Annotated in this window: 14 protein-coding genes and 1 pseudogene; 9 read left to right on the top strand and 6 right to left on the bottom strand. The window is 63.8% G+C overall.

The features are described 5' to 3' along the window. Nucleotides 1–275: 275 nt before the first annotated feature. The gene (locus ACG97_RS11805; protein ID WP_047967568.1) at nt 276–1475 is read left to right on the top strand and encodes an ammonium transporter; all 1200 of its coding nucleotides are present in this window, start codon (nt 276–278) and stop codon (nt 1473–1475) included. Between the two features lie 140 nt (nt 1476–1615). Here ACG97_RS11805 and ACG97_RS11800 read toward each other — a convergent pair whose 3' ends face one another. Continuing rightward, nucleotides 1616–2095 (bottom strand): Lrp/AsnC family transcriptional regulator, encoded by a 480-nt coding sequence (locus ACG97_RS11800; protein WP_047967567.1) that lies wholly within the window; start codon nt 2093–2095, stop codon nt 1616–1618. 134 nt (nt 2096–2229) lie between these two features. On the opposite strand from ACG97_RS11800, the gene ACG97_RS11795 reads away from it, so the two are divergent. Continuing rightward, complete coding sequence (locus tag ACG97_RS11795; protein WP_047967566.1) at nt 2230–3270, top strand: zinc-dependent alcohol dehydrogenase family protein; 1041 nt, start codon at nt 2230–2232, stop codon at nt 3268–3270. 216 nt (nt 3271–3486) lie between these two features. On the opposite strand, the gene ACG97_RS11790 is transcribed toward ACG97_RS11795, so the two are convergent. Then, nucleotides 3487–4947, bottom strand: coding sequence for an efflux transporter outer membrane subunit (locus tag ACG97_RS11790; RefSeq protein ID WP_047967565.1), 1461 nt, complete (start codon nt 4945–4947; stop codon nt 3487–3489). A gap of 92 nt (nt 4948–5039) precedes the next feature. Between ACG97_RS11790 and ACG97_RS11785 the strand changes: the two genes are divergently transcribed. From ACG97_RS11785 to ACG97_RS11765, 5 genes are all read left to right on the top strand, one after another. Beyond that, nucleotides 5040–5657: a TetR/AcrR family transcriptional regulator gene (locus tag ACG97_RS11785; protein WP_047967564.1), complete on the top strand. Its 618-nt coding sequence runs from the start codon at nt 5040–5042 to the stop codon at nt 5655–5657. A gap of 84 nt (nt 5658–5741) precedes the next feature. Beyond that, entirely contained in the window at nt 5742–6857 is a 1116-nt protein-coding gene (locus ACG97_RS11780; protein WP_047967563.1) for an efflux RND transporter periplasmic adaptor subunit, read from the top strand. After that, nucleotides 6854–9922: an efflux RND transporter permease subunit gene (locus tag ACG97_RS11775; RefSeq protein WP_047967562.1), complete on the top strand. Its 3069-nt coding sequence runs from the start codon at nt 6854–6856 to the stop codon at nt 9920–9922. The genes ACG97_RS11780 and ACG97_RS11775 overlap by 4 nt, the downstream gene beginning before the upstream one ends. Before the next feature lie 38 nt (nt 9923–9960). Beyond that, the gene (locus tag ACG97_RS11770) at nt 9961–10767 is read left to right on the top strand and encodes an oxidoreductase (protein WP_047967561.1); all 807 of its coding nucleotides are present in this window, start codon (nt 9961–9963) and stop codon (nt 10765–10767) included. Between the two features lie 86 nt (nt 10768–10853). Then, nucleotides 10854–12317: an MFS transporter gene (locus ACG97_RS11765; protein WP_047967560.1), complete on the top strand. Its 1464-nt coding sequence runs from the start codon at nt 10854–10856 to the stop codon at nt 12315–12317. Nucleotides 12318–12598: 281 nt separating this feature from the next. Here the strand turns inward: ACG97_RS11765 and ACG97_RS11760 are convergent, their stop codons facing one another. After that, nucleotides 12599–13075, bottom strand: coding sequence for a peptidylprolyl isomerase (locus tag ACG97_RS11760; RefSeq protein WP_047967559.1), 477 nt, complete (start codon nt 13073–13075; stop codon nt 12599–12601). A 781-nt stretch (nt 13076–13856) separates the two neighbouring features. Between ACG97_RS11760 and ACG97_RS17325 the strand changes: the two genes are divergently transcribed. Both ACG97_RS17325 and ACG97_RS11750 read left to right on the top strand, forming a co-directional pair. Continuing rightward, nucleotides 13857–14951, top strand: a complete 1095-nt coding sequence (locus ACG97_RS17325; protein WP_202902766.1) for a hypothetical protein — start codon at nt 13857–13859, stop codon at nt 14949–14951. Nucleotides 14952–15225: 274 nt separating this feature from the next. Next, nucleotides 15226–15705, top strand: a complete 480-nt coding sequence (locus ACG97_RS11750; protein WP_047967558.1) for a YbaK/EbsC family protein — start codon at nt 15226–15228, stop codon at nt 15703–15705. 208 nt (nt 15706–15913) lie between these two features. On the opposite strand, the gene ACG97_RS11745 is transcribed toward ACG97_RS11750, so the two are convergent. The 3 genes and pseudogenes from ACG97_RS11745 to ACG97_RS17780 form a co-directional block, all read right to left on the bottom strand. Then, nucleotides 15914–17611, bottom strand: a complete 1698-nt coding sequence (locus ACG97_RS11745) for a methyl-accepting chemotaxis protein (protein ID WP_053068161.1) — start codon at nt 17609–17611, stop codon at nt 15914–15916. A gap of 356 nt (nt 17612–17967) precedes the next feature. Next, complete coding sequence (locus ACG97_RS11740; RefSeq protein WP_047967593.1) at nt 17968–18555, bottom strand: SIS domain-containing protein; 588 nt, start codon at nt 18553–18555, stop codon at nt 17968–17970. A gap of 123 nt (nt 18556–18678) precedes the next feature. Then, nucleotides 18679–19206, bottom strand: a pseudogene (locus ACG97_RS17780) (ABC transporter ATP-binding protein); the annotation flags it as partial.

Here is a 19206-nt window from a genome sequence, read left to right as displayed (position 1 = left end):
GAGATCAAGTCGCAGCAGAGCGTGAACAGGTTCTGAGACTGCGGCCAACGTTGGCCGCAGCGCAGCACGCACCAATAGCGCACATCAGTCCGCACCAAATCAAGGCAACCACCCTCCTCCGCACCAGTGCTCAGCGCAAGGCATCGTCATGACGCCTTGATGCACAAGGCTGGCGCCCGCTGGCACCATTTTTGCAAGAAAGCGCCCCAATCACAGGCATTCGTATCCGCAGCCCGCCATGCTGCACCACGGATACGCACCATTGGAGCGCAAGCATGACGGCAACAAGTGCAAACGACGTATTGTTCTTACTGATCGGGGCCATTCTGGTGCTGGCGATGCACGCCGGCTTCGCCTTCCTGGAGCTGGGCACCGTGCGCAAGAAAAACCAGGTCAACGCGCTGGTCAAGATCCTCACCGACTTCGCCATCTCGGCGCTGGCCTACTTCTTTGTCGGCTACGGCGTCGCCTACGGCGTGCACTTCTTCAGCGACGTCAGCCACATCAGCCAGGCCAACGGCTATGAACTGGTGAAGTTCTTCTTCCTGCTGACCTTTGCCGCCGCCATCCCCGCCATCGTCTCCGGCGGCATCGCCGAGCGGGCGCGCCTGCACCCGCAATCGGCGGCCACCTTCCTGCTGGTCGGACTGGTGTATCCGTTTTTCGAGGGCATCGTCTGGAACGGCCACTTCGGCATCCAGGACTGGCTTGCGGCCAACTTCGGCGCGCCCTTCCACGACTTTGCCGGTTCGGTGGTGGTGCACGCCGTCGGCGGCTGGATCGCGCTGGCGGCGGTGCTGCTGCTCGGCGCCCGTCGCGGCCGCTATACCAAGGAAGGCCGCGTCAGCGCCCACCCGCCCTCGTCCATCCCTTTCCTCGCGCTGGGCGCCTGGATCCTGATCGTCGGCTGGTTCGGCTTCAACGTGATGAGCGCGCAGAAGGTCGGCGGCATCTCCGGGCTGGTGGCGGTCAACTCGCTGATGGCGATGGTGGGCGGCACGCTGACCGCGATGTGGGCCGGCCGCGACGACCCCGGCTTCATCCATAACGGCCCGCTGGCCGGACTGGTGGCGGTGTGCGCCGGCTCCGACGTGATGCACCCGCTGGGCGCGCTGGTCACCGGCGGTGTCGCCGGCGCCATGTTCGTCTACCTGTTCACCCTCACGCAAAACCGCTGGAAGATCGACGACGTACTCGGCGTGTGGCCGCTGCACGGCCTGTGCGGCGCCTGGGGCGGCATCGCCGCCGGCCTGTTCGGCCAGCACTGGCTGGGCGGCGCCGGCGGCGTCAGCCTGGCCTCGCAGCTGATCGGCACCGCAGCCGGCGTCAGCATCGGCTTTGGCGGCGGCTATCTGGTCTACGGCGTACTGAAGAAGGTGGTCGGCATCCGCTTAAGCGACGAGGAAGAATTCAACGGCGCCGACCTGTCCATCCACAACATCACCGCCACCCCGGAGCGGGAGAGCAACTGGTAGGCGACGCGGAAAGACCGGGGCGGTTTGTGCCGTCCAGGCCGCTGGATGAGAAACAAAGAGAGGCTCCATTTCGGAGCCTCTTTTCGTGGCCAGTCCGAGCGAGCATGGCCGGGCGGCAGCGGCGGGTCGCCCCGACCGGCCTAGAGCAGGTCGATGTCCGTGATCGGCAACTTGTTCGTCACCTTCATTTCCCGCAACGAGATATTGCTACGGATGCTCAACACGCCCGGCAACTTCCTCAGCACTTTCTCGACAAAACGGCTGTAGTCATCGAGATCCCGGGCGACGACCTGCAACAGGAAGTCGGCCTCACCGGTCGTGTTGTGGCAGGCGAGCACATTGGGGCAGGCCTGGATGATCCGCTCGAACGCGGCCGTAACTTCTTCGCTGTGCTGCGTACAAACGATCTGCACAAAGGCCATCACGCCGATCCCGAGCTTGCGCCGGTTCAGTATCGCCTTATAGCCCTCGATGACGCCCGTCTCTTCCAGCCGCTTCTGGCGCCGCCAGCAGGAGGCCTCGCTCAGGGCCAGCTGCTCGGCAAGGCGGGCATTGGACAGCCGGCCATCCTGTTGCAACCGGTCGGCAATGGCAATGTCCACTTTATCGAGTGCGGCCATGGCGAAACAACCTTTCAATACGTTTTCAGCGGCGAAATACTATTTCATATTTTTGCTTATCCCAATAGCAAATAGAAAGGTAAATTCACGGCGATGCCTCACAATGAAGGAACACTTCAACGCAGGAGCCAACCATGAAAGCCGTTGTCTACGAATCGTTTTCCGCCCCGCCGCAACTGACGACCGTTCCCGACCCGACGCCGGAATCCGGCGGCGTGGTCATCAAGGTCATGGCGACCGGCGTTTGTCGCAGCGACTGGCATGGCTGGGTCGGCCATGATCCGGACATCCGCCTGCCGCACGTCCCGGGGCACGAGTTCTCGGGCGTCGTGGAGGCGGTCGGCAAGCAGGTAACGAAGTGGCGGGTGGGCGACCGGGTGACCGTTCCGTTTGTGGCAGGGTGCGGCCATTGCCCAGAGTGCCACTCCGGCAACCACCAGGTCTGCGACCACCAGTTCCAGCCGGGTTTCACCCACTGGGGATCATTTGCCGAGTATGTGTCGATTCACCAGGCGGACATCAATCTGGTGTCCTTGCCGGAAACGCTGGATTTCACCACCGCGGCCAGCCTGGGCTGCCGCTTCGTCACCTCGTTCCGCGCGGTGGTGGATCAGGGCAAGACCTCGGCCGGCCAGTGGGTGGCGGTGCATGGCTGCGGCGGCGTCGGCCTGTCGGCCATCATGATCGCCCATGCCATTGGCGCGAATGTGATCGCCATCGATATCTCGGACGACAAGCTCGACCTCGCCCGAGCGCTCGGTGCGGTGGCCACCGTCAACGCCGCCAAAGTGACCAACGTGGTCGAAGCCGTGCAGGAAATCACCCGCGGCGGCGCGCACGTGTCGCTGGACGCACTCGGACACCCGGTCACCTGCTTCAATTCGGTCAGCAACCTGCGCAAACGCGGCAAGCATGTGCAGGTCGGCCTGATGCTGGGCGAGCACAGCACCCCGGCCATTCCGATGAGCAAGGTCATCGCACACGAGCTTGAAATCCTGGGCAGTCATGGCATACAGGCACACCGCTATGACGCGATGTTCGCGATGATGAAGTCGGGCAAGCTGGCGCCGGAAAAGCTCATCGGCCGGACGATCAACCTTGAACAGTCGATCGATGTGCTGATGAATATGGACAAATTCGAAGTGGCCGGCGTCACCGTCGTCACCGAGTTCTGAGATGGGCGTGAGGCTTCGACGCGAAGCGTGTTCGTGTGACAAGCCCAATTTCGAGGTCCCGACGCGCGCCCTCTCAAGTGGCCACACTGAGTCCCTTGTGCTGATGGTGGCCATTATTGAGCACTACGAATTCATCTGAAGTTCTGCCAAAGCAGCCAATGAGTAGCCAGACTCACAATGGCAGGTTTGCACAGGAGCCCTGTCCCGCTCCTGTTGCTACTTGATTGCCAGTACCTCGGATTCGTGAGACTGCCAACCACCACCCAGTGCCTTGAAGGCTGCGACCGCTGCGCGTGCCGATTCCGTTTGCGCCTGTGCTTGCGCGTCGGCGGTACGGAGCAAGCTTTCATCGGCTTGCAGCACCTCGATCAGGCTGACGACACCCTTTTGATAGGCGGCAAACGAGGCCGACCGGGCGCGTCCGAGCGAGTCCACACCCCGGGCAAGCGCTACAGCCTGTTCTTCGCGTTTGACCAGGGCCGAGAAGGCGTTTTCCACGTCCTCGGTCGCCCGTAGTACGGCAAGCCGATACGCGGCCAACCTTTCTGCTTCCTGGCCTTTGGCCTGGTCAATCTGCGCGTTGATGCGAGCAAAATCGAACAGGCGCCAGCGCAGCCCCAGCACCCCGGCGGCCTGGCTGGCACCGCTAGTGAACAGATTGCCGGCGGACACGGCCGTCGCGCTGCCGATCAGTCCGCTCAGCGAGAGCTTCGGGTAATACTCGGCAAGGGCAACGCCGATACGGGCATTCGATGCCGCCAATCGGCGCTCGGCCACGATCAGGTCAGGCCGGCGCCGGAGCAACTCGCCCGGCGATCCGGTGGCGGCAATGCGTGGGGAGAGAGGGATGGCACCGACTTCGGCCAGCTCGGCACGATGCGTACCAGGTGACGAGCCCAGCATCACATCCAGTGCGTTCATCGCCGCGTCCAGCCCCGTTTCGAGCACTGGCACGGAGGACTGGACCTGGGCAAGCACCCCTTCGGCTTGGTTCACCTGCAGTTCGGCCGCCAAGCCCTTGCCATACAGCAGCCGGATGATCTTGAGCAGCGCCTGCTGTTTCTGTACCTGTCGTCGGGCGACATCCAGACGGGTTTGCAATCCGCGGATGCTGATATAGATGTCGGCGGTCTGGGCTGCCACCGCCAGCCGCGTGGCCGTGGCGCCGGCTTCAGACGCCTGATACTCGGACAGCGCCGCTTCTCGTCCACGGCGCAAGCCACCGAACAGGTCCAGTTCCCAGCTGGCCCCGAGATTGGCCTCGTAGGCATTGCCATAACGGTCGAATCCGGGTGCAGAATTCAAGATTTGCCCCAGAGGCGTTTCAACGGATTGGTATGCCCTGGCGGCCTGGCCGCTGACATTGCCGGCAGGCAGCAAGGCGGCATGGGTCGCCCCCAGACCCGCCCGCGCCTGAACGACGCGAGCGGATGCCTGCGCGAGATCGAGATTCTGTTCCAGCGCCAGCATCACGTATCGACTCAGTTGCGGATCGCCGAAACCCTCCCACCATACGGCCAGGTCGGCACGGGTGGACGCATGGCGCTGTTCCACCGTGGCCGCGCCCAGATACCGTTCAGGCATCGGCATGTTGGGGCGGACATAATCGGGACCGACGGCACAGCCGGTCAACAGACTGGCGGCGATGAGCAAGGCAAGTGGGTGTTTAGCTAGCACGGACAGGCTCCGAATTAGAATGAACTATAGTGACCATAATACATATTGGTCACTTATTGTCAATTTTTGAGCAGGTCTGTAAGCTACAACCCATGAAGAATACACACGCCTCCCCCGTTGCAGCCCGCGGCCCGGCCGACCACGACGTACGTGATCAAATCGTTGCCGCTGCCACCGAGCACTTCAGCCGCTATGGCTACGAGAAAACCACAGTATCGGATCTCGCCAAGGCCATCGGCTTTTCCAAGGCCTATATCTACAAGTTCTTCGAGTCCAAGCAGGCCATCGGCGAGATGATCTGTGCCAACTGTCTGCGCGAGATCGAGAACGATGTCAGAGCAGCGGTAGACGCTGCGGAACACCCGCCAGAGAAACTGCGGCGGATGTTTAAAACCATTGTAGAGGCTAGCCTGCGGCTGTTTTTCCAGGACCGTAAGCTCTATGAAATCGCTGCCTCGGCCGCCGGTGAACGCTGGCAGGCGACGGTCGCCTATGAGGAGCGTATTCGGAACTTGCTGCAGGAAATCGTGCAGCAAGGGCGACTGAGCGGGGATTTTGAGCGCAAGACGCCGCTCGATGAAACCACCAAAGCGATTTACCTGGTGATGCGCCCTTATCTGCACCCGCTGCTATTGCAGTACAACTTCGACAACACCGAGGAGGCACCCGCGCAACTTTCCAGCCTGGTGCTGCGCAGCTTGTCACCATGATGATGCGACCCGTTAGTGACTATTGACTAAATTGGTCACAAGAACAATACTGAAAGTCCCGATTACTTCGTCAAAGGGACTTTCATGCTTCAGCATCGCCTTGCCCTCTCTACAGTCATTTGTGCTTTGCCGTTTGCCCTGGTCGCTTGCGGCGAAAAAGCACAGACCGACCCCCGCACCAGCACACCGCTGGTGCGTGCCGCCATCGTCCAAGGGTTAAGCCCTGAGTCACGTTCCTTCACCGGCACCATCGCCGCCCGGATACAGAGCGATCTCGGCTTCCGCGTCTCCGGCAAGGTACTGGCGCGCCTGGTGGACGCCGGGCAAACCGTTAAACGCGGCCAAGCGCTACTGCGGATAGACCCGGCTGATCTCAAGTTGGCCGCACAGGCACAGCTGGAGGCGGTTGCCGCGGCACGCGCGCGGGCGCAGCAGACGGCGCAGGACGAGGCCCGCTACCGTGACCTGCGTGGCACCGGTGCGATTTCTGCTTCCGCCTACGACCAGGTCAAGGCGGCGGCGGATGCCGCCAAAGCCCAGCTGAGCGCGGCCGAAGCACAGGCCGACGTGGCCCGTAATGCAAGCCGCTATGCGGAGCTGGTGGCGGATGGCGATGGCGTGGTGATGGAAACGCTGGCCGAGCCCGGCCAAGTTGTGGGCGCTGGACAGATCGTGGTGCGGCTGGCCCACGCCGGGCGCCGCGAGGCGGTGATCCAGTTGCCGGAAACCCTGCGCCCTGCGGTCGGTTCCAGCGGGCAAGCCACGCTGTTCGGCAAGGAAGACGTGAGCGTTCCGGCCAGACTTCGCCAGCTTTCCGATGCCGCAGACCGACTCACCCGCACCTTCGAAGCACACTACGTACTGGAGGGCGAATTGGCCGACGCCCCGCTGGGTGCCACGGTGACCATCCGGATTCCGGATGGCCAGGCCGCAGTGAATGGCGGCATGCAGGTGCCAATCGGCGCGCTGTTCGACGCGGGCAAGGGGCCGGGGGTATGGCTGATCGATGGCAAGCCGGCCAAGGTATCCTGGCGGCCGGTCACCGTCCTGCACCTGGGTGACGATAGCGCGCGCATCGCCGGCCAGATCAGGCAAGGCGACCGGATCGTCGCGCTCGGTGCGCATCTGCTGCGCGAGGGCGGGCAGGTTCGCGTGGCTGAGCAAGCCGTCGCCATGGCAAGCGAAGGAGTCCAGCCGTGAGCGAAGGCCGTTTCAACCTGTCGGCGCTCGCGGTACGCGAACGCGCCATCACGCTGTTCCTGATCATCCTGATCTCGCTGGGCGGGGTGATGTCCTTCTTCAAGCTGGGGCGGGCCGAGGATCCCTCCTTCACGATCAAGGTGATGACCATCGTCACCGCCTGGCCCGGCGCAACCGCGCAGGAGATGCAAGACCAGGTGGCGGAGAAGATCGAGAAGCGCCTGCAGGAGCTGCGCTGGTATGACCGTAGCGAGACCTACACCCGCCCGGGACTGGCTTTCACCACGCTGACCTTGCTGGACAGCACCCCGCCGTCGGAGGTGAAAGACGAGTTCTACCAGGCCCGCAAAAAGGTCGGCGACGAAGTACGCAATCTGCCGCCCGGCGTGATCGGGCCATTTCTCAACGACGAGTACGCCGATGTGACCTTCGCCTTGTATGCACTCAAGGCCAGGGGCGTGCCGCAGCGCGAGCTCGTTCGCGACGCGGAAACGCTACGCCAGCGTCTGCTGCACGTGCCGGGCGTGAAGAAGGTCAACATCGTTGGCGAGCAGTCGGAGCGCATCTACGTCGAGTTTTCGCACGAGCGTCTGGCCACGCTGGGCGTCAGCCCGCAGGACATTTTCGCCGCCCTCAATAGCCAGAATGCACTGACGCCGGCCGGCGCGGTGGAAACCAGGGGGCCGGAGGTGTTCATCCGCCTGGACGGCGCCTTTGACCAGCTGCAGAAAATCCGCGACACACCGGTGGTGGCGCAAGGCCGCACGCTGAAGCTGTCGGACATCGCCACGGTCAAGCGCGGCTACGAAGACCCGGCGACGTTCATGATCCGTAACGGCGGCCAACCTGCGCTGTTGCTGGGCGTCATCATGCGCGACGGCTGGAACGGGCTGGATCTGGGCAAGGCGCTGGATAGCGAAGTCGGCGCGATCAACGCCGAGCAAGCGCTGGGCATGAGCCTGAGCAAGGTGACCGACCAGGCCGTCAACATCAGCTCGGCGGTCGATGAGTTCATGGTCAAGTTCTTCGCCGCGGTGCTGGTGGTGATGCTGGTCAGCTTCGTGAGCATGGGCTGGCGTGTCGGGGTCGTGGTTGCCGCGGCCGTACCGCTGACGCTGGCCGTCGTGTTTGCGGTGATGCTGGCGACCGGCAAGAACTTCGACCGCATCACGCTGGGGTCGCTGATCCTGGCGCTGGGTCTGCTGGTGGACGACGCCATCATCGCCATCGAGATGATGGTGGTGAAAATGGAAGAAGGCTACAGCCGCATCAAAGCTTCAGCCTACGCCTGGAGTCATACCGCGGCGCCCATGTTGTCGGGCACGCTGGTGACGGCAGTCGGCTTCATGCCCAATGGTTTCGCCCGATCCTCGGCGGGTGAGTACACCAGCAATATGTTCTGGATCGTTGGCATCGCGCTGATCGCGTCGTGGGTGGTCGCGGTGGTGTTCACGCCGTATCTCGGGGTCAAGCTGTTGCCCGACTTCAAGCAGGTGGCAGGCGGCCACGATGCGATCTACGACACGCCACGCTACAACCGCTTTCGCCAACTGCTGGGGCGCGTCATTGCCCGCAAGTGGATCGTCGCCGGCTCGGTGATCGGCCTTTTCGTGGTGTCGGTACTCGGCATGGCGGTGGTCAAGAAACAGTTCTTCCCGATCTCCGACCGGCCTGAAGTGTTGGTCGAGGTGCAGATGCCCTATGGCACGTCGATCACCCAGACCAGCGCCGCGGCCGGGAAGGTGGAAGCCTGGCTGGCCAAGCAAGAGGAAGCCAGGATCGTCACCGCCTACATCGGCCAGGGTGCGCCGCGCTTCTATTTCTCGATGGGCCCGGAATTGCCTGATCCGTCGTTTGCGAAAATCGTGGTGCGCACGGACAACCAGAACGAGCGCGAGGCGTTGAAACACCGGCTGCGGCAGGCCATCGCCGATGGTTTGGCCTCCGAGGCGCGCTTGCGCGTCACCCAGCTCGTGTTTGGCCCCTATTCGCCCTTCCCGGTGGCCTACCGGGTCAGCGGCCCTGACCCGGATGTGTTGCGCAAAGTGGCGGCCGAGGTGCAGCAGGTCATGGACGCCAGCCCGCTGATGCGCACGGTCAACACGGATTGGGGGGTACGCGTGCCCACGCTGCACTTCACCTTGCAGCAGGACCGCTTGCAGGCGGTGGGCCTGAGCTCCAGCGCCGTGGCGCAACAACTGCAATTCCTGCTGACCGGGGTACCCGTCACCGCGGTGCGCGAGGACATTCGCACGGTGCAGGTTGTCGCACGTTCGGCCGGGAATGTCCGGCTCGACCCGGCCAGGATCGGCGATTTCACGCTGGCCGGCGCCAACGGGCAGCGCATCCCGCTGTCGCAGGTAGGCAAGGTCGAGGTGCGCATGGAAGAGCCAATCATGCGCCGACGCGACCGCATGCCGACCATCACGGTGCGGGGCGACATCGCCGAGGGCCTGCAGCCGCCGGACGTGTCCACGGCCATGACCCGGCAACTCCAGCCCATCATGGCAAAACTGCCGGCGGGCTACCGCATCGTGGAGGCCGGCGCCATCGAAGAATCGGGCAAGGCAACGGTCGCCATGCTGCCGATCTTCCCCATCATGCTGGCCATCACCCTGCTCATCATCATCCTGCAGGTGCGCTCCATCGCGGGCATGGTGATGGTGTTCCTGACCAGTCCGCTGGGACTGATCGGCGTGGTGCCGACGCTGCTCTTGTTCCAGCAGCCCTTCGGCATCAATGCGCTGGTCGGCCTGATTGCATTGTCGGGCATCCTGATGCGCAACACGCTGATCTTGATCGGACAGATACGCGAAAACGAACAGGCCGGGCTGGACCCATACCGTGCGCTGGTCGAAGCGACCGTGCAGCGCGCGCGTCCGGTGATCCTGACCGCACTGGCGGCGATCCTGGCCTTCATCCCGCTGACGCATTCGGTGTTCTGGGGAACGCTGGCCTACACGCTGATTGGCGGCACCTTTGCCGGGACGATCCTGACGCTCGTGTTCCTGCCGGCCATGTATTCCATCTGGTTCAAGATCAGGCCAAGCCCGTCGCAAAGCTGACCCCCCAATCCAAATCACCTACACAAGAAGGAACTGCCATGCCGAATTCCAAAGTTGTCGTCGTTACCGGCGTGTCGTCGGGTATCGGGCGTGCCGCCGCCATGCAATTTGCCAAACAGGGCTGCCGCGTATTCGGCACGGTGCGCAATACGGCCAAAGCGCAAGCCATACCCGGCGTTGCCCTCATCGAGATGGATATCCGTGACGACACGTCAATTCAACGGGGCATCCAGACCATCATCGATCAAGCCAAGCGCATCGACGTGCTGGTCAACAGCGCGGGCATGACCCTGCTGGGTGCGGCGGAAGAAACGTCGATTGCCGAAGCCCAGACGCTGTTCGACACCAACCTGTTCGGCCTCTTGCGCACGATCAAGGCCGTGTTGCCGCACATGCGCGAGCAGCGTTCCGGTCGCATCGTCAACGTCAGCTCGGTGCTGGGTTTTCTGCCCGCACCGTACATGGCGCTCTATTCGGCCTCCAAGCATGCCGTTGAAGGACTGTCCGAAACCCTGGATCACGAGGTGCGCCAGTTCGGCATCCGTGTGGCGCTGGTCGAACCTTCCTTTACCAAGACCAATCTCGACCTCAATGCGCCGCAGACCGCTTCCAGAATCTCCGACTACGACAAGGAGCTCGGCGTCGTTTCCCAGGCAATCCTGAACAATGTCCAAAAAGCGCCCGAGCCCGATGGCGTGGCCGCCACGATTGTTGATGCCGCCTTGGGCGCCTGGAAGATGCGCCATACGCCCAAAGGTGAGGCGTCTCTGCTGGCCAGGCTGCGCCGCTTCATGCCTGCCGGCCCGGTCGAGAAAGGCCTGCGGAAAACGTTTGGGCTGGCCTGAATCGATCCCGCCCCTCTAACAGTGGCACGCACCTCAATGAGCCTGGCGCCGAGGGAGCGAGCACACTAAATGACCGGAAGAGCCTTATGACAGATTCAGACAGAAAGTCCAGCATGTCCTCGCGCGCCAGCATGGAACAGGCTTTGTCCAGCATGCCCCCCAGCACCGCCTCACCATGGCCGGTGTTCTGGGTGGCCAGTGTGGCGGTGTTTCTTGTCTCTATGGACGGCACCATGCTGTTCGCCGCCTTCAGCGCCTTGCGGGCCGGTTTCCCGCTGGCTACTGCGGCAGACCTCTCGTGGGTGCTCAATGCCTACACCGTGGCCTATGCTGCGATGCTAATCCCATCCGGCGGACTGGCCGACAAGCACGGGCACAAGCAGGTATTTCTCGTTGGTGTTGCGCTGTTTCTGGCGGCTTCTGTGGCCTGTGGTTTGGCGGTCAGCGTAGAGGGACTGGTCGCAGCCAGAGTTCTGCAGGCCATTGGGGCTGCATTGCTGACGCCGGCATCGCTCTCGCTCGTGCTGGCGGCGTTCCCGACAAACAAACGTGCTGTGGCGGTCAGCCTATGGGGAGCGGTCGGTGGTCTGGCGGCAGCGGTGGGCCCCAGCCTGGGCGCGTTCGTGATTGCGTCGCTCGGGTGGCAATGGGCGTTCTACCTGAATGTGCCGTTGGGCATTCTTGCCATCTGGCGCGGCGCAACACTGCTGACGGAGGCGAAGCAGTCAACCCCAGGGCGCCCGCTAGACCTGGCGGGGATGGGCTTGCTGATCGTCGGTATCGGTGCATTGGCGTTGTCCATTGTGCAAGCGGAGTCGCCAGCCTGGTCACGCCATGAGCTGCTGGCTGCTGCGGGCATCGGGTTGGCGTGCGTCGTCGGATTTGTCGCCTGGGCTCGGTCTATCACCGCGCCACTGGTGGACCTGGGCTTGTTCCGCAACGCCACATACCGTTACGTCAATCTCGCAACGTTGAGCTTCGGCATCGCGTTCTCGATGATGTTTTTCGCCTTCTTTTTTTACATGAAGTCGATCTGGCACTATTCGTTGCCGCTGGCTGGTCTGGCGATGGCGCCCGGACCGCTGCTGGTGATTCCGGTAGCCGCTGTGTCGGGCCGAATCGCGAGCCGGCATGGTCACCGACCTTTGCTGGTTGTGGGAGGCCTGATCTACGCGGCCAGCGCACTGTGGTTTTTGCTGGTGCCCGGCACCGAGCCCGCGTATCTGACCGACTGGCTGCCGGGCATGCTGTTGAGTGGCCTTGGCGTGGGCATGGTGTTGCCGTCGCTGTCGGGGGCGGCGGTCAGCCACCTACCCTCCGGCCATTACGCCGTAGGTGCTGCCATCAACCAGGCGATACGGCAAGTTGGTTCAGTCATGGGTGTCGCCCTCACCGTCCTACTGCTCGGGAGCCCCGGTTTACAACGTGCTGACTTTAATACCGTCTACTTGTGCCATATGAGCTTGGCACTGCTGACCGCAGCCCTGTGCCTCCCCGTGAACACTTCGTCCGTAGCCATCGTAAAAGCGCATGCCTCAGACTGTGCCTGATTGCGAAAGGCATAGAGTAGATGGCGATTCTGTTGTCACGCCTGCACGAATGCGCCGCAGCTTCCCGAGCCTATCGCTCCTGGCTTGGGGGACTTGCCCATCCAACGACGGAGTTCGCCGTACGATTCATGGCGACGACTTCGGCATGGTTGGGACAGGATCCCAGCTTGCCGAAAAGCGCTGGCATCTGATCGCGCTTCCTGGCCATAGCAGGTGGGGTTCAGGCAAAACAAAGCCCTCCCAACGGAGGGAGGGCCTTGTTTGTGAGGAGCGGGGAGGTATCAGTGCTGATGCCCGTGCTCGCCATGTACATGCTGGTGGGCAATTTCCTCTGCGCTTGCCTCACGCACGTCCACTACCGTGATGGCGAAGCGCAGGGTTTTACCGCACAGTGGGTGGTTGCCGTCCAGCAATACGGTTGGGCCTTTGATCTTGGTGACGAAGTAGTAGCGCGGCTCGCCATCCGGGCCGATGCGCTGGATCTGGCCGCCGACCTTGACGCCGGGCGGGAAGTCGGCCTTGGGCATGGTGGTTACCAAGGCTTCGTCGCGCTCGCCGAAGGTGTCTTCAGTTGCGAGTTCCAGCGTGGTTTGAAAGCCTGCTTCCTGACCTTCCAGTGCGGCTTCCAGTTTGGGAAACAGGTTGTCGTAATCACCGTGCAGGTAGGAGACCGGATTCTTGCCATCGTCGTAAACCAGACCCTGGCTGTCTGTAACTTTCATGCGCAGGGTGACGGCGGTGTTTTGGGTGATTTTCATGGCGGGCAATGGCTAATAAATTGAGGCGGAAAGGGTCGCAGTTCGGCGGGGGCGTGTCAACTGGCGGGCGAGTCACCTCACTCGCGCCCGATATGCGCCGGATATCCGCTTGCAGTTGCCCCAGCTCCGTGGAGACATCGTTAGTTTGTCATCGAATGTCTGTTTGCTAGCGGCAATCGGCCACGCCATGCCTGGGGACTGGATGGCCGTTTTGGTGGGCAACCTGCCCCGCTGCCACGTACCTGGCCACAGGTCGTTCACCTCGGCAGCCGTTCAAGTGACTGCCCCCTGCCAGGCCCCCCTTGCGCAGTTGGCTTTGTAGTCGCGCACGCCGCAGGTGGATGGCGGCAGATAGCGCTGCGGCATGACGACCGCGGCGTGGGCTTGCGGGCGAGGCCAGGCGGTAGCCCTCGCAATGCGGCGTATCCGACCTAGAATGTAAAGATGAAGCGTTGTTAATTCACCCTTGGTTCAAGGGCGCGCCTGGATGCATGGCTGTGCCACACAGTGTGTTTTTTTCATTGCGCGCTCCGTACGGAGCCGTCTTTGTCTGGCAACAGGTGGTTGTCGCAGCGGCATGGCTCCCGACACGGCGGAGCACGGCCCTGCTGGCAGCCTGATGGGCGCCGAAACCGGTATGGCCGGCGCCTTCACGCGGACTGGTTGCTCTCGCCTTCGTTTGTTCCAGCTCCATTCAGTGCCCACGATCTCGTCTTCGTCGGCAAGCCTCGGTCACAACAGTCGTCGCCGCGATGGCTGTTTATCCTACTGGAGAACCGAAATGCGCTATCTCCTGCTTGCTTTATCCATGCTGCTGTTCCCGGCGCTGCCTAGCCACGCCCAGCTCAGTATCGGCATTGGCATCGAACTGCCCGGCATCAGCCTGGGCATCAACCTGCCGGCGTATCCGGCCATGGTCAGGGTGCCGGGCTATCCGGTTTACTACGCCCCCCGCCTCAACTTCAATTTCTTCTTCTACGACGGGCTGTACTGGGCCTACGAGGACGACCGCTGGTATGCCAGCGACTGGTACAATGGGCCGTGGTGGGAGGTAGAGCCGGAATACATGCCGCTGTTCGTGTTGCGGGTGCCGATCCGCTACTATCGCCGGCCGCCGATGTACTTCCGTTACTGGCGTGCCGACCGCGCGCCGCGCTGGGACGAACACTGGGGACGCGACTGGAGCGAGCGCCATCGTGACTGGGATCGCTGGGATCAGCGCTCCGCACCCGCCCCGGCACCCTTGCCGCACTATCAGCGGCAATATTCGGAAAGAAACTATCCGCGCTCGTCCGAACAGCTGCGCGAGATCCGCTCGCGGAATTACCGCTATCAGCCACGCGAAGAGGTAACGCAGCAGCATTTCCAGCAGCGAGGCAAGCCGAGCCAGCCGCGAATGGAGCAGCAACAGCGACCCGACGTGCGGCAGTCACCAGGCCGCCAGCCTGCACCGGATGTGCAACGGCAACCCGCGCCGAACCAGCCGCGGATGGAGCAGCAACAACGACCCGACGTGCGGCAGTCACCAGGCCGCCAGCCTGCACCGGATGTGCAACGGCAACCCGCGCCGAACCAGCCGCGGATGGAGCAGCAACAACGCCCCGACGTGCGGCAAGCACCAGGCCGCCAGCCACAACAGGACGCGCCACGGCAGTCCGCTCCGGGCCAACCCCGGATCGAACAGCCGCAACAGCGACCCGACATGCAGCGGCAACCGCAGGGCAACCCGAACCGCTCCCGCACCGAGCAGCGGCAACAGGACTCGGAAACCAGACAGTCGCCACAGCAACGGCAGCCATCCAGAGGCAGGCCGCCAACCGAGGAAGAGCTGCTACTTGAACAGCAGCAGCAACGCGGCCGCGACCGGCACAACTGAGCCGCGCCGGCCGCCGGCCGATCCCGCCAAGCAAACCGCCGCCCTCGCGGCGGTTTTGCTGTGTCCTCCCTGTGCGCTGCGGCCAACCTTTGCGCCCTGCGTCGCAGCATCTCGGGGGCTCGGGCGGACGCAGCCTGGTCTCCCGACATCCCCCGCTGGCTCGCCACCACCGCCACAGCGCCATCGCATCCCCCCGGCCAGCCGGGGTGCGGGGGATGTTCAAACCCCGTCGACCTTGTCAAGATAAGCGCTTCGCCATCAAGCCGAGGTCGCCATGAGTCTGCAATCCGTCCGTGAGTTTTTTGCCGCCCGCCTGCCGGATATCGCCATCATCGAGCTGGAAACCAGCACCGCCACCGTGGCGCTGGCCGCCGAGGCGCATGGGGTCGAGCCGGGACGCATCGCCAAGACGCTGGCGTTCCGCCTGGGCGATGGCCGGGTGGTCTTGCTGGTGGCGCGCGGCGATGCCCGCATCGACAACCGCAAATTCAAGGAAGCCTTCGGCAAGGGCCGCATGCTGCCGTCCGACGAGGTGGAAGCGCTGACCGGGCACCCGGTCGGCGGCGTGTGCCCGTTCGGCCTCGCCACCGACTTGCCGGTGTATCTGGACAGCTCGTTGCAGGCCTTCGACGAGGTCTTGCCCGCCGCCGGTGACGTGCACACCGCGGTGCGCATCAGCCTGGCGCAGCTGGTCGCCGTGGTCGACGGCCACTGGGTGGACGTGTGCCAGCCGCAGGAAACCGTCGCTGCCTGACACGATCCGCTGCGACTGATATCAACGGGGTGATGCCGCGTTCAAAACGGTGGCGGCATGCTTGTTACATCGGGATAAACGCCGCTGCCTCAGCCGGTTTCGCCTTGTCCCGCGTGAGCGTGCCAGATCGTGAAACCGTTCTGAGCGCCAACAACAACACGGCCCTGAATGGGGCCGTGTCGCTTGCTACGGTCCGGCTGGTACGACATCAGGCGGGTTGCAGCCGGCTGGCCAGCGGTATCGCGAACGCCGTGTCACGTGCCGGCGCACTGGCAGCAGGCAGCGAGAAGAAATCGATGGCGGCCTTCAGCTCGTGCGCCATCTGCTCCAGCTGACCGGCCGATGCTGCCGTTTGTGCCGCGGCACTGCACGTCTCTTCCGACATCTGCGCCACCTGCTCGACATTGCCGGCGATGCCGCTGCCGGCCGCCTGTTGCTGCACCAGCGCCACCGAGATCTCGGCAATGGCGTGGTTGATGCGGCCAACGTTATCGCCGATACCGGCCACCGCGCCCTGCGCCTGCTGGCTCTGCTGCAGGCCGTCCTCCATCTGTCCGACCGTGCCGTGTATGCCAGCCACCACCCGCTGGCTGTTGTCCAGCATCTCGCCGATGATGCTGCTGATCTCGGCGGTAGATTGCGCGGTACGCTCCGACAGCTTGCGCACCTCGTCGGCGACCACGGCAAAGCCGCGGCCCTGCTCGCCGGCACGGGCGGCCTCGATCGCCGCATTCAGCGCCAGCAGATTGGTCTGCTCCGCCACGTCACGGATCACCTGCACCACATTGGCAATCTGCTGCGACTTGTTGCCGAGCAGGTCCGCCTGGCGGCTGGCGTCGCGCGCCTGCTGCGCCACCTGGTGGATGGTGTGCACGGTGCGCTCGATGATGCCCTGCCCCTGTTGCGCCAGGCTGCCGGACGCCTGCGCGTCGGTGGCGACATCGCGGGCATTGTCGCTGACCGACGCGATGCTCACCGACAGCTGCTCCACCGCGGCGGACATCGACGCCGCGGAACGGGTCTGTTCCTCGGCGCTGACCGCGACCTGCTCCGAGGCAGCCGCCAGTTCGGACGCATTCACCGTCAGCCGCGCCACGATGCCGTCCAGGTTGCGCACCAGCGCGATCAGCGCCTGCTGCATCTGCGCCATCGAGGCGACGATGCTGTGGCGGTCACCACTGCGCACCGGCAGCTGCAGGCTGAGGTCGCCGTTGGCAATGCGTCCGGCCAGCGCCACCACGTCGTTCGGCTCGCCGCCCAGTTGCGACAGCAGGCGGCGGATGATGGTGTAGCCCAGCGCCGCGCCCAGCACCATGCCCAGCAGCATCAGCGCCAGCGACACCCGCGCGCAGAAGGCGGCGTCGGCCTCGGCCGCGGCGTATTCCTGCGCCGCCACCTTCAGCTGCAGGTCGATCAGCGCGGAGATGCGCCCCGATACCGGGTCCAGCCCCGGATACAGCTGAACATCATTAAATGTCTGCAACGCCGCGTTATCGCCGGCCACCACCAGTTCGCGCAGCCGGTCGACGGTATGGTCGGCCGCCTGCATGCTGCGCTCCGCCTGCTGCGCCAGCTGCAGCTCGTTCGCGGTCAGCTCGGTGGCGCGGTAGGCCTGCCACTGCTGGCGAATCTGCGTGCGCGCCTGATCCAGATTGGCGAGGAAACCGTCGCGGTTCAGCGCGCCGGCACGGACCTTGTGCGCGGCATCGACAATGCTGACCGCGTAGCCGTCCGCCACCAGCTTCAGCTGCTGCAGCGGTACCACGCGATCGTTATAGGTGCTTGAAAAGTCGGCAAGAATCTTGGACTGGGTATACATGCCGTAGCCGCCAAGGAAAGCGGCGATGGCGAGCAGGACGATGACCAGAAAACTGAGACGCTGGCCGATGGTGGGATTGCGCAGCATGGGGGTGGCTCCGGTGGGGTTGAGCGCGGCACCAGGGGTAATCCTGATGACATCACTGTTGATATCTAGTGCCAACCCGGCCCCAGTGCAATGCGATCTTTTCGCACCCAGTATTTTTACTTAGTTGCAAAAGACATAGCATATAAGCAATTTTATGACAAAATCCGCATGATGCGGCGCACAAAACCCAAGCCCGGTCGTGGCAAAAGCCGCCAGAACGGCATTGATGCCAATCCTGCTCAATTAAAGCCAGAATAGAATCAAGCTGTCACGGCGAAAAAGCTGTAACACCATGTCGCAATTGAATAAAAAAAAGCCTGCTCGCAAGCAGGCTTTATATTTCATGCCGATGACAATCAGGCGTAGTTTTCCGGGAACAGCTCGCGCTCCACCGACTCAATCAGGATGTGGATCACCTTGATGTGCAGCTCCTGCACGCGGTCGGCGTACTGGCCGCCGGGGGTGCAGACGTCGATGTCGGCCAGCTCGCCGATCACCGAACCGGGGCGGCCGGTCAGTGCCACCACGGTGACGCCCAGCGCTTTCGCCGCGTTCACCGCGGCGAGGATGTTCTTGCTGCTGCCGCTGGTGCTGATCGCCAGCAGCACGTCGCCCTGCCCGGCGTGCGCCTCCAGATAGCGCGAGAAGATCGCCTCGTAGCCGTAATCGTTGCCGACGCAGCTGATGTGGCTGGGGTCGCTGATCGACGCCGCCGGCAGCGCACGGCGGTCATTGCGGTAGCGACCGGACAGCTCCTCGGCAAAGTGCATCGCGTCGCACATCGAGCCACCGTTGCCGCAGCTGAACACCCGTTTGCCCTGGCGGAAGGCGTTCACCAGCGCATCACCGGCATCGCCGATAGCAGCCAGCGCCGCCGGATTGGCCAGCAGCGCGTCCAGCGCGCTACGGGCTTGGTGGAGGGTGTCGAGAATATGCGGCTTCATGGTGCGTTCTTTCTGCAATTATCCGGAAACAGGCGTGGCAGTTTACACCAAAAGCCGCGCCCGGCACCTGTTCCGCCTCAAGCCCGGCGCCGGCCGCGTGCCGCTGCCTGACGCCGCAAAGCGCTACCAGCGCAGCAGCGCCGCGCGATCGACGCCCACCGCCAGATGGCCGCCGCGCTGCGGATACGGCTGCGTGGCCAGCTCGCGCGCCGACAGCGACAGCACCCAGTCGCCACCGTCGCCGGCCACCACCACGCGGCAGCCCTCCACCCGCGGCTCGACCAATTTCACCGAGCGCAACGGCTGGCCGTCGCCGAGCAGGAAGGCCGCCGGCGGGATGGCGTGATCGGCGGCGACGTTGTCGAAGCCGACGAAGCGCGCCACCCAGGCGCTGGCCGGACGCGCCAGCACCTCGCCCGGGGTGCCAACCTGGATCAGTCGTCCGTGCTGCAAGATGGCGACGCGGTCGGCCAGCGCGAACGCCTCGTGGCGGTCGTGCGTCACCAGCAGCGTCGGCACCGCCATCGCGGACAGCCGCTGGCGCAGGTCGTCGATCAGTTGCTGCTTGAGGTGGGTGTCGAGGCTGGAAAACGGTTCGTCGAGCAGGAACAGCGCCGGCTCGCCGATCAGCGCCCGCGCCAGCGCCACCCG

This window comes from Vogesella sp. EB (genome assembly GCF_001037925.1).
Lineage (GTDB): Bacteria > Pseudomonadota > Gammaproteobacteria > Burkholderiales > Chromobacteriaceae > Vogesella > Vogesella indigofera.
This window is presented reverse-complemented; position numbering and strand designations above follow the sequence as displayed.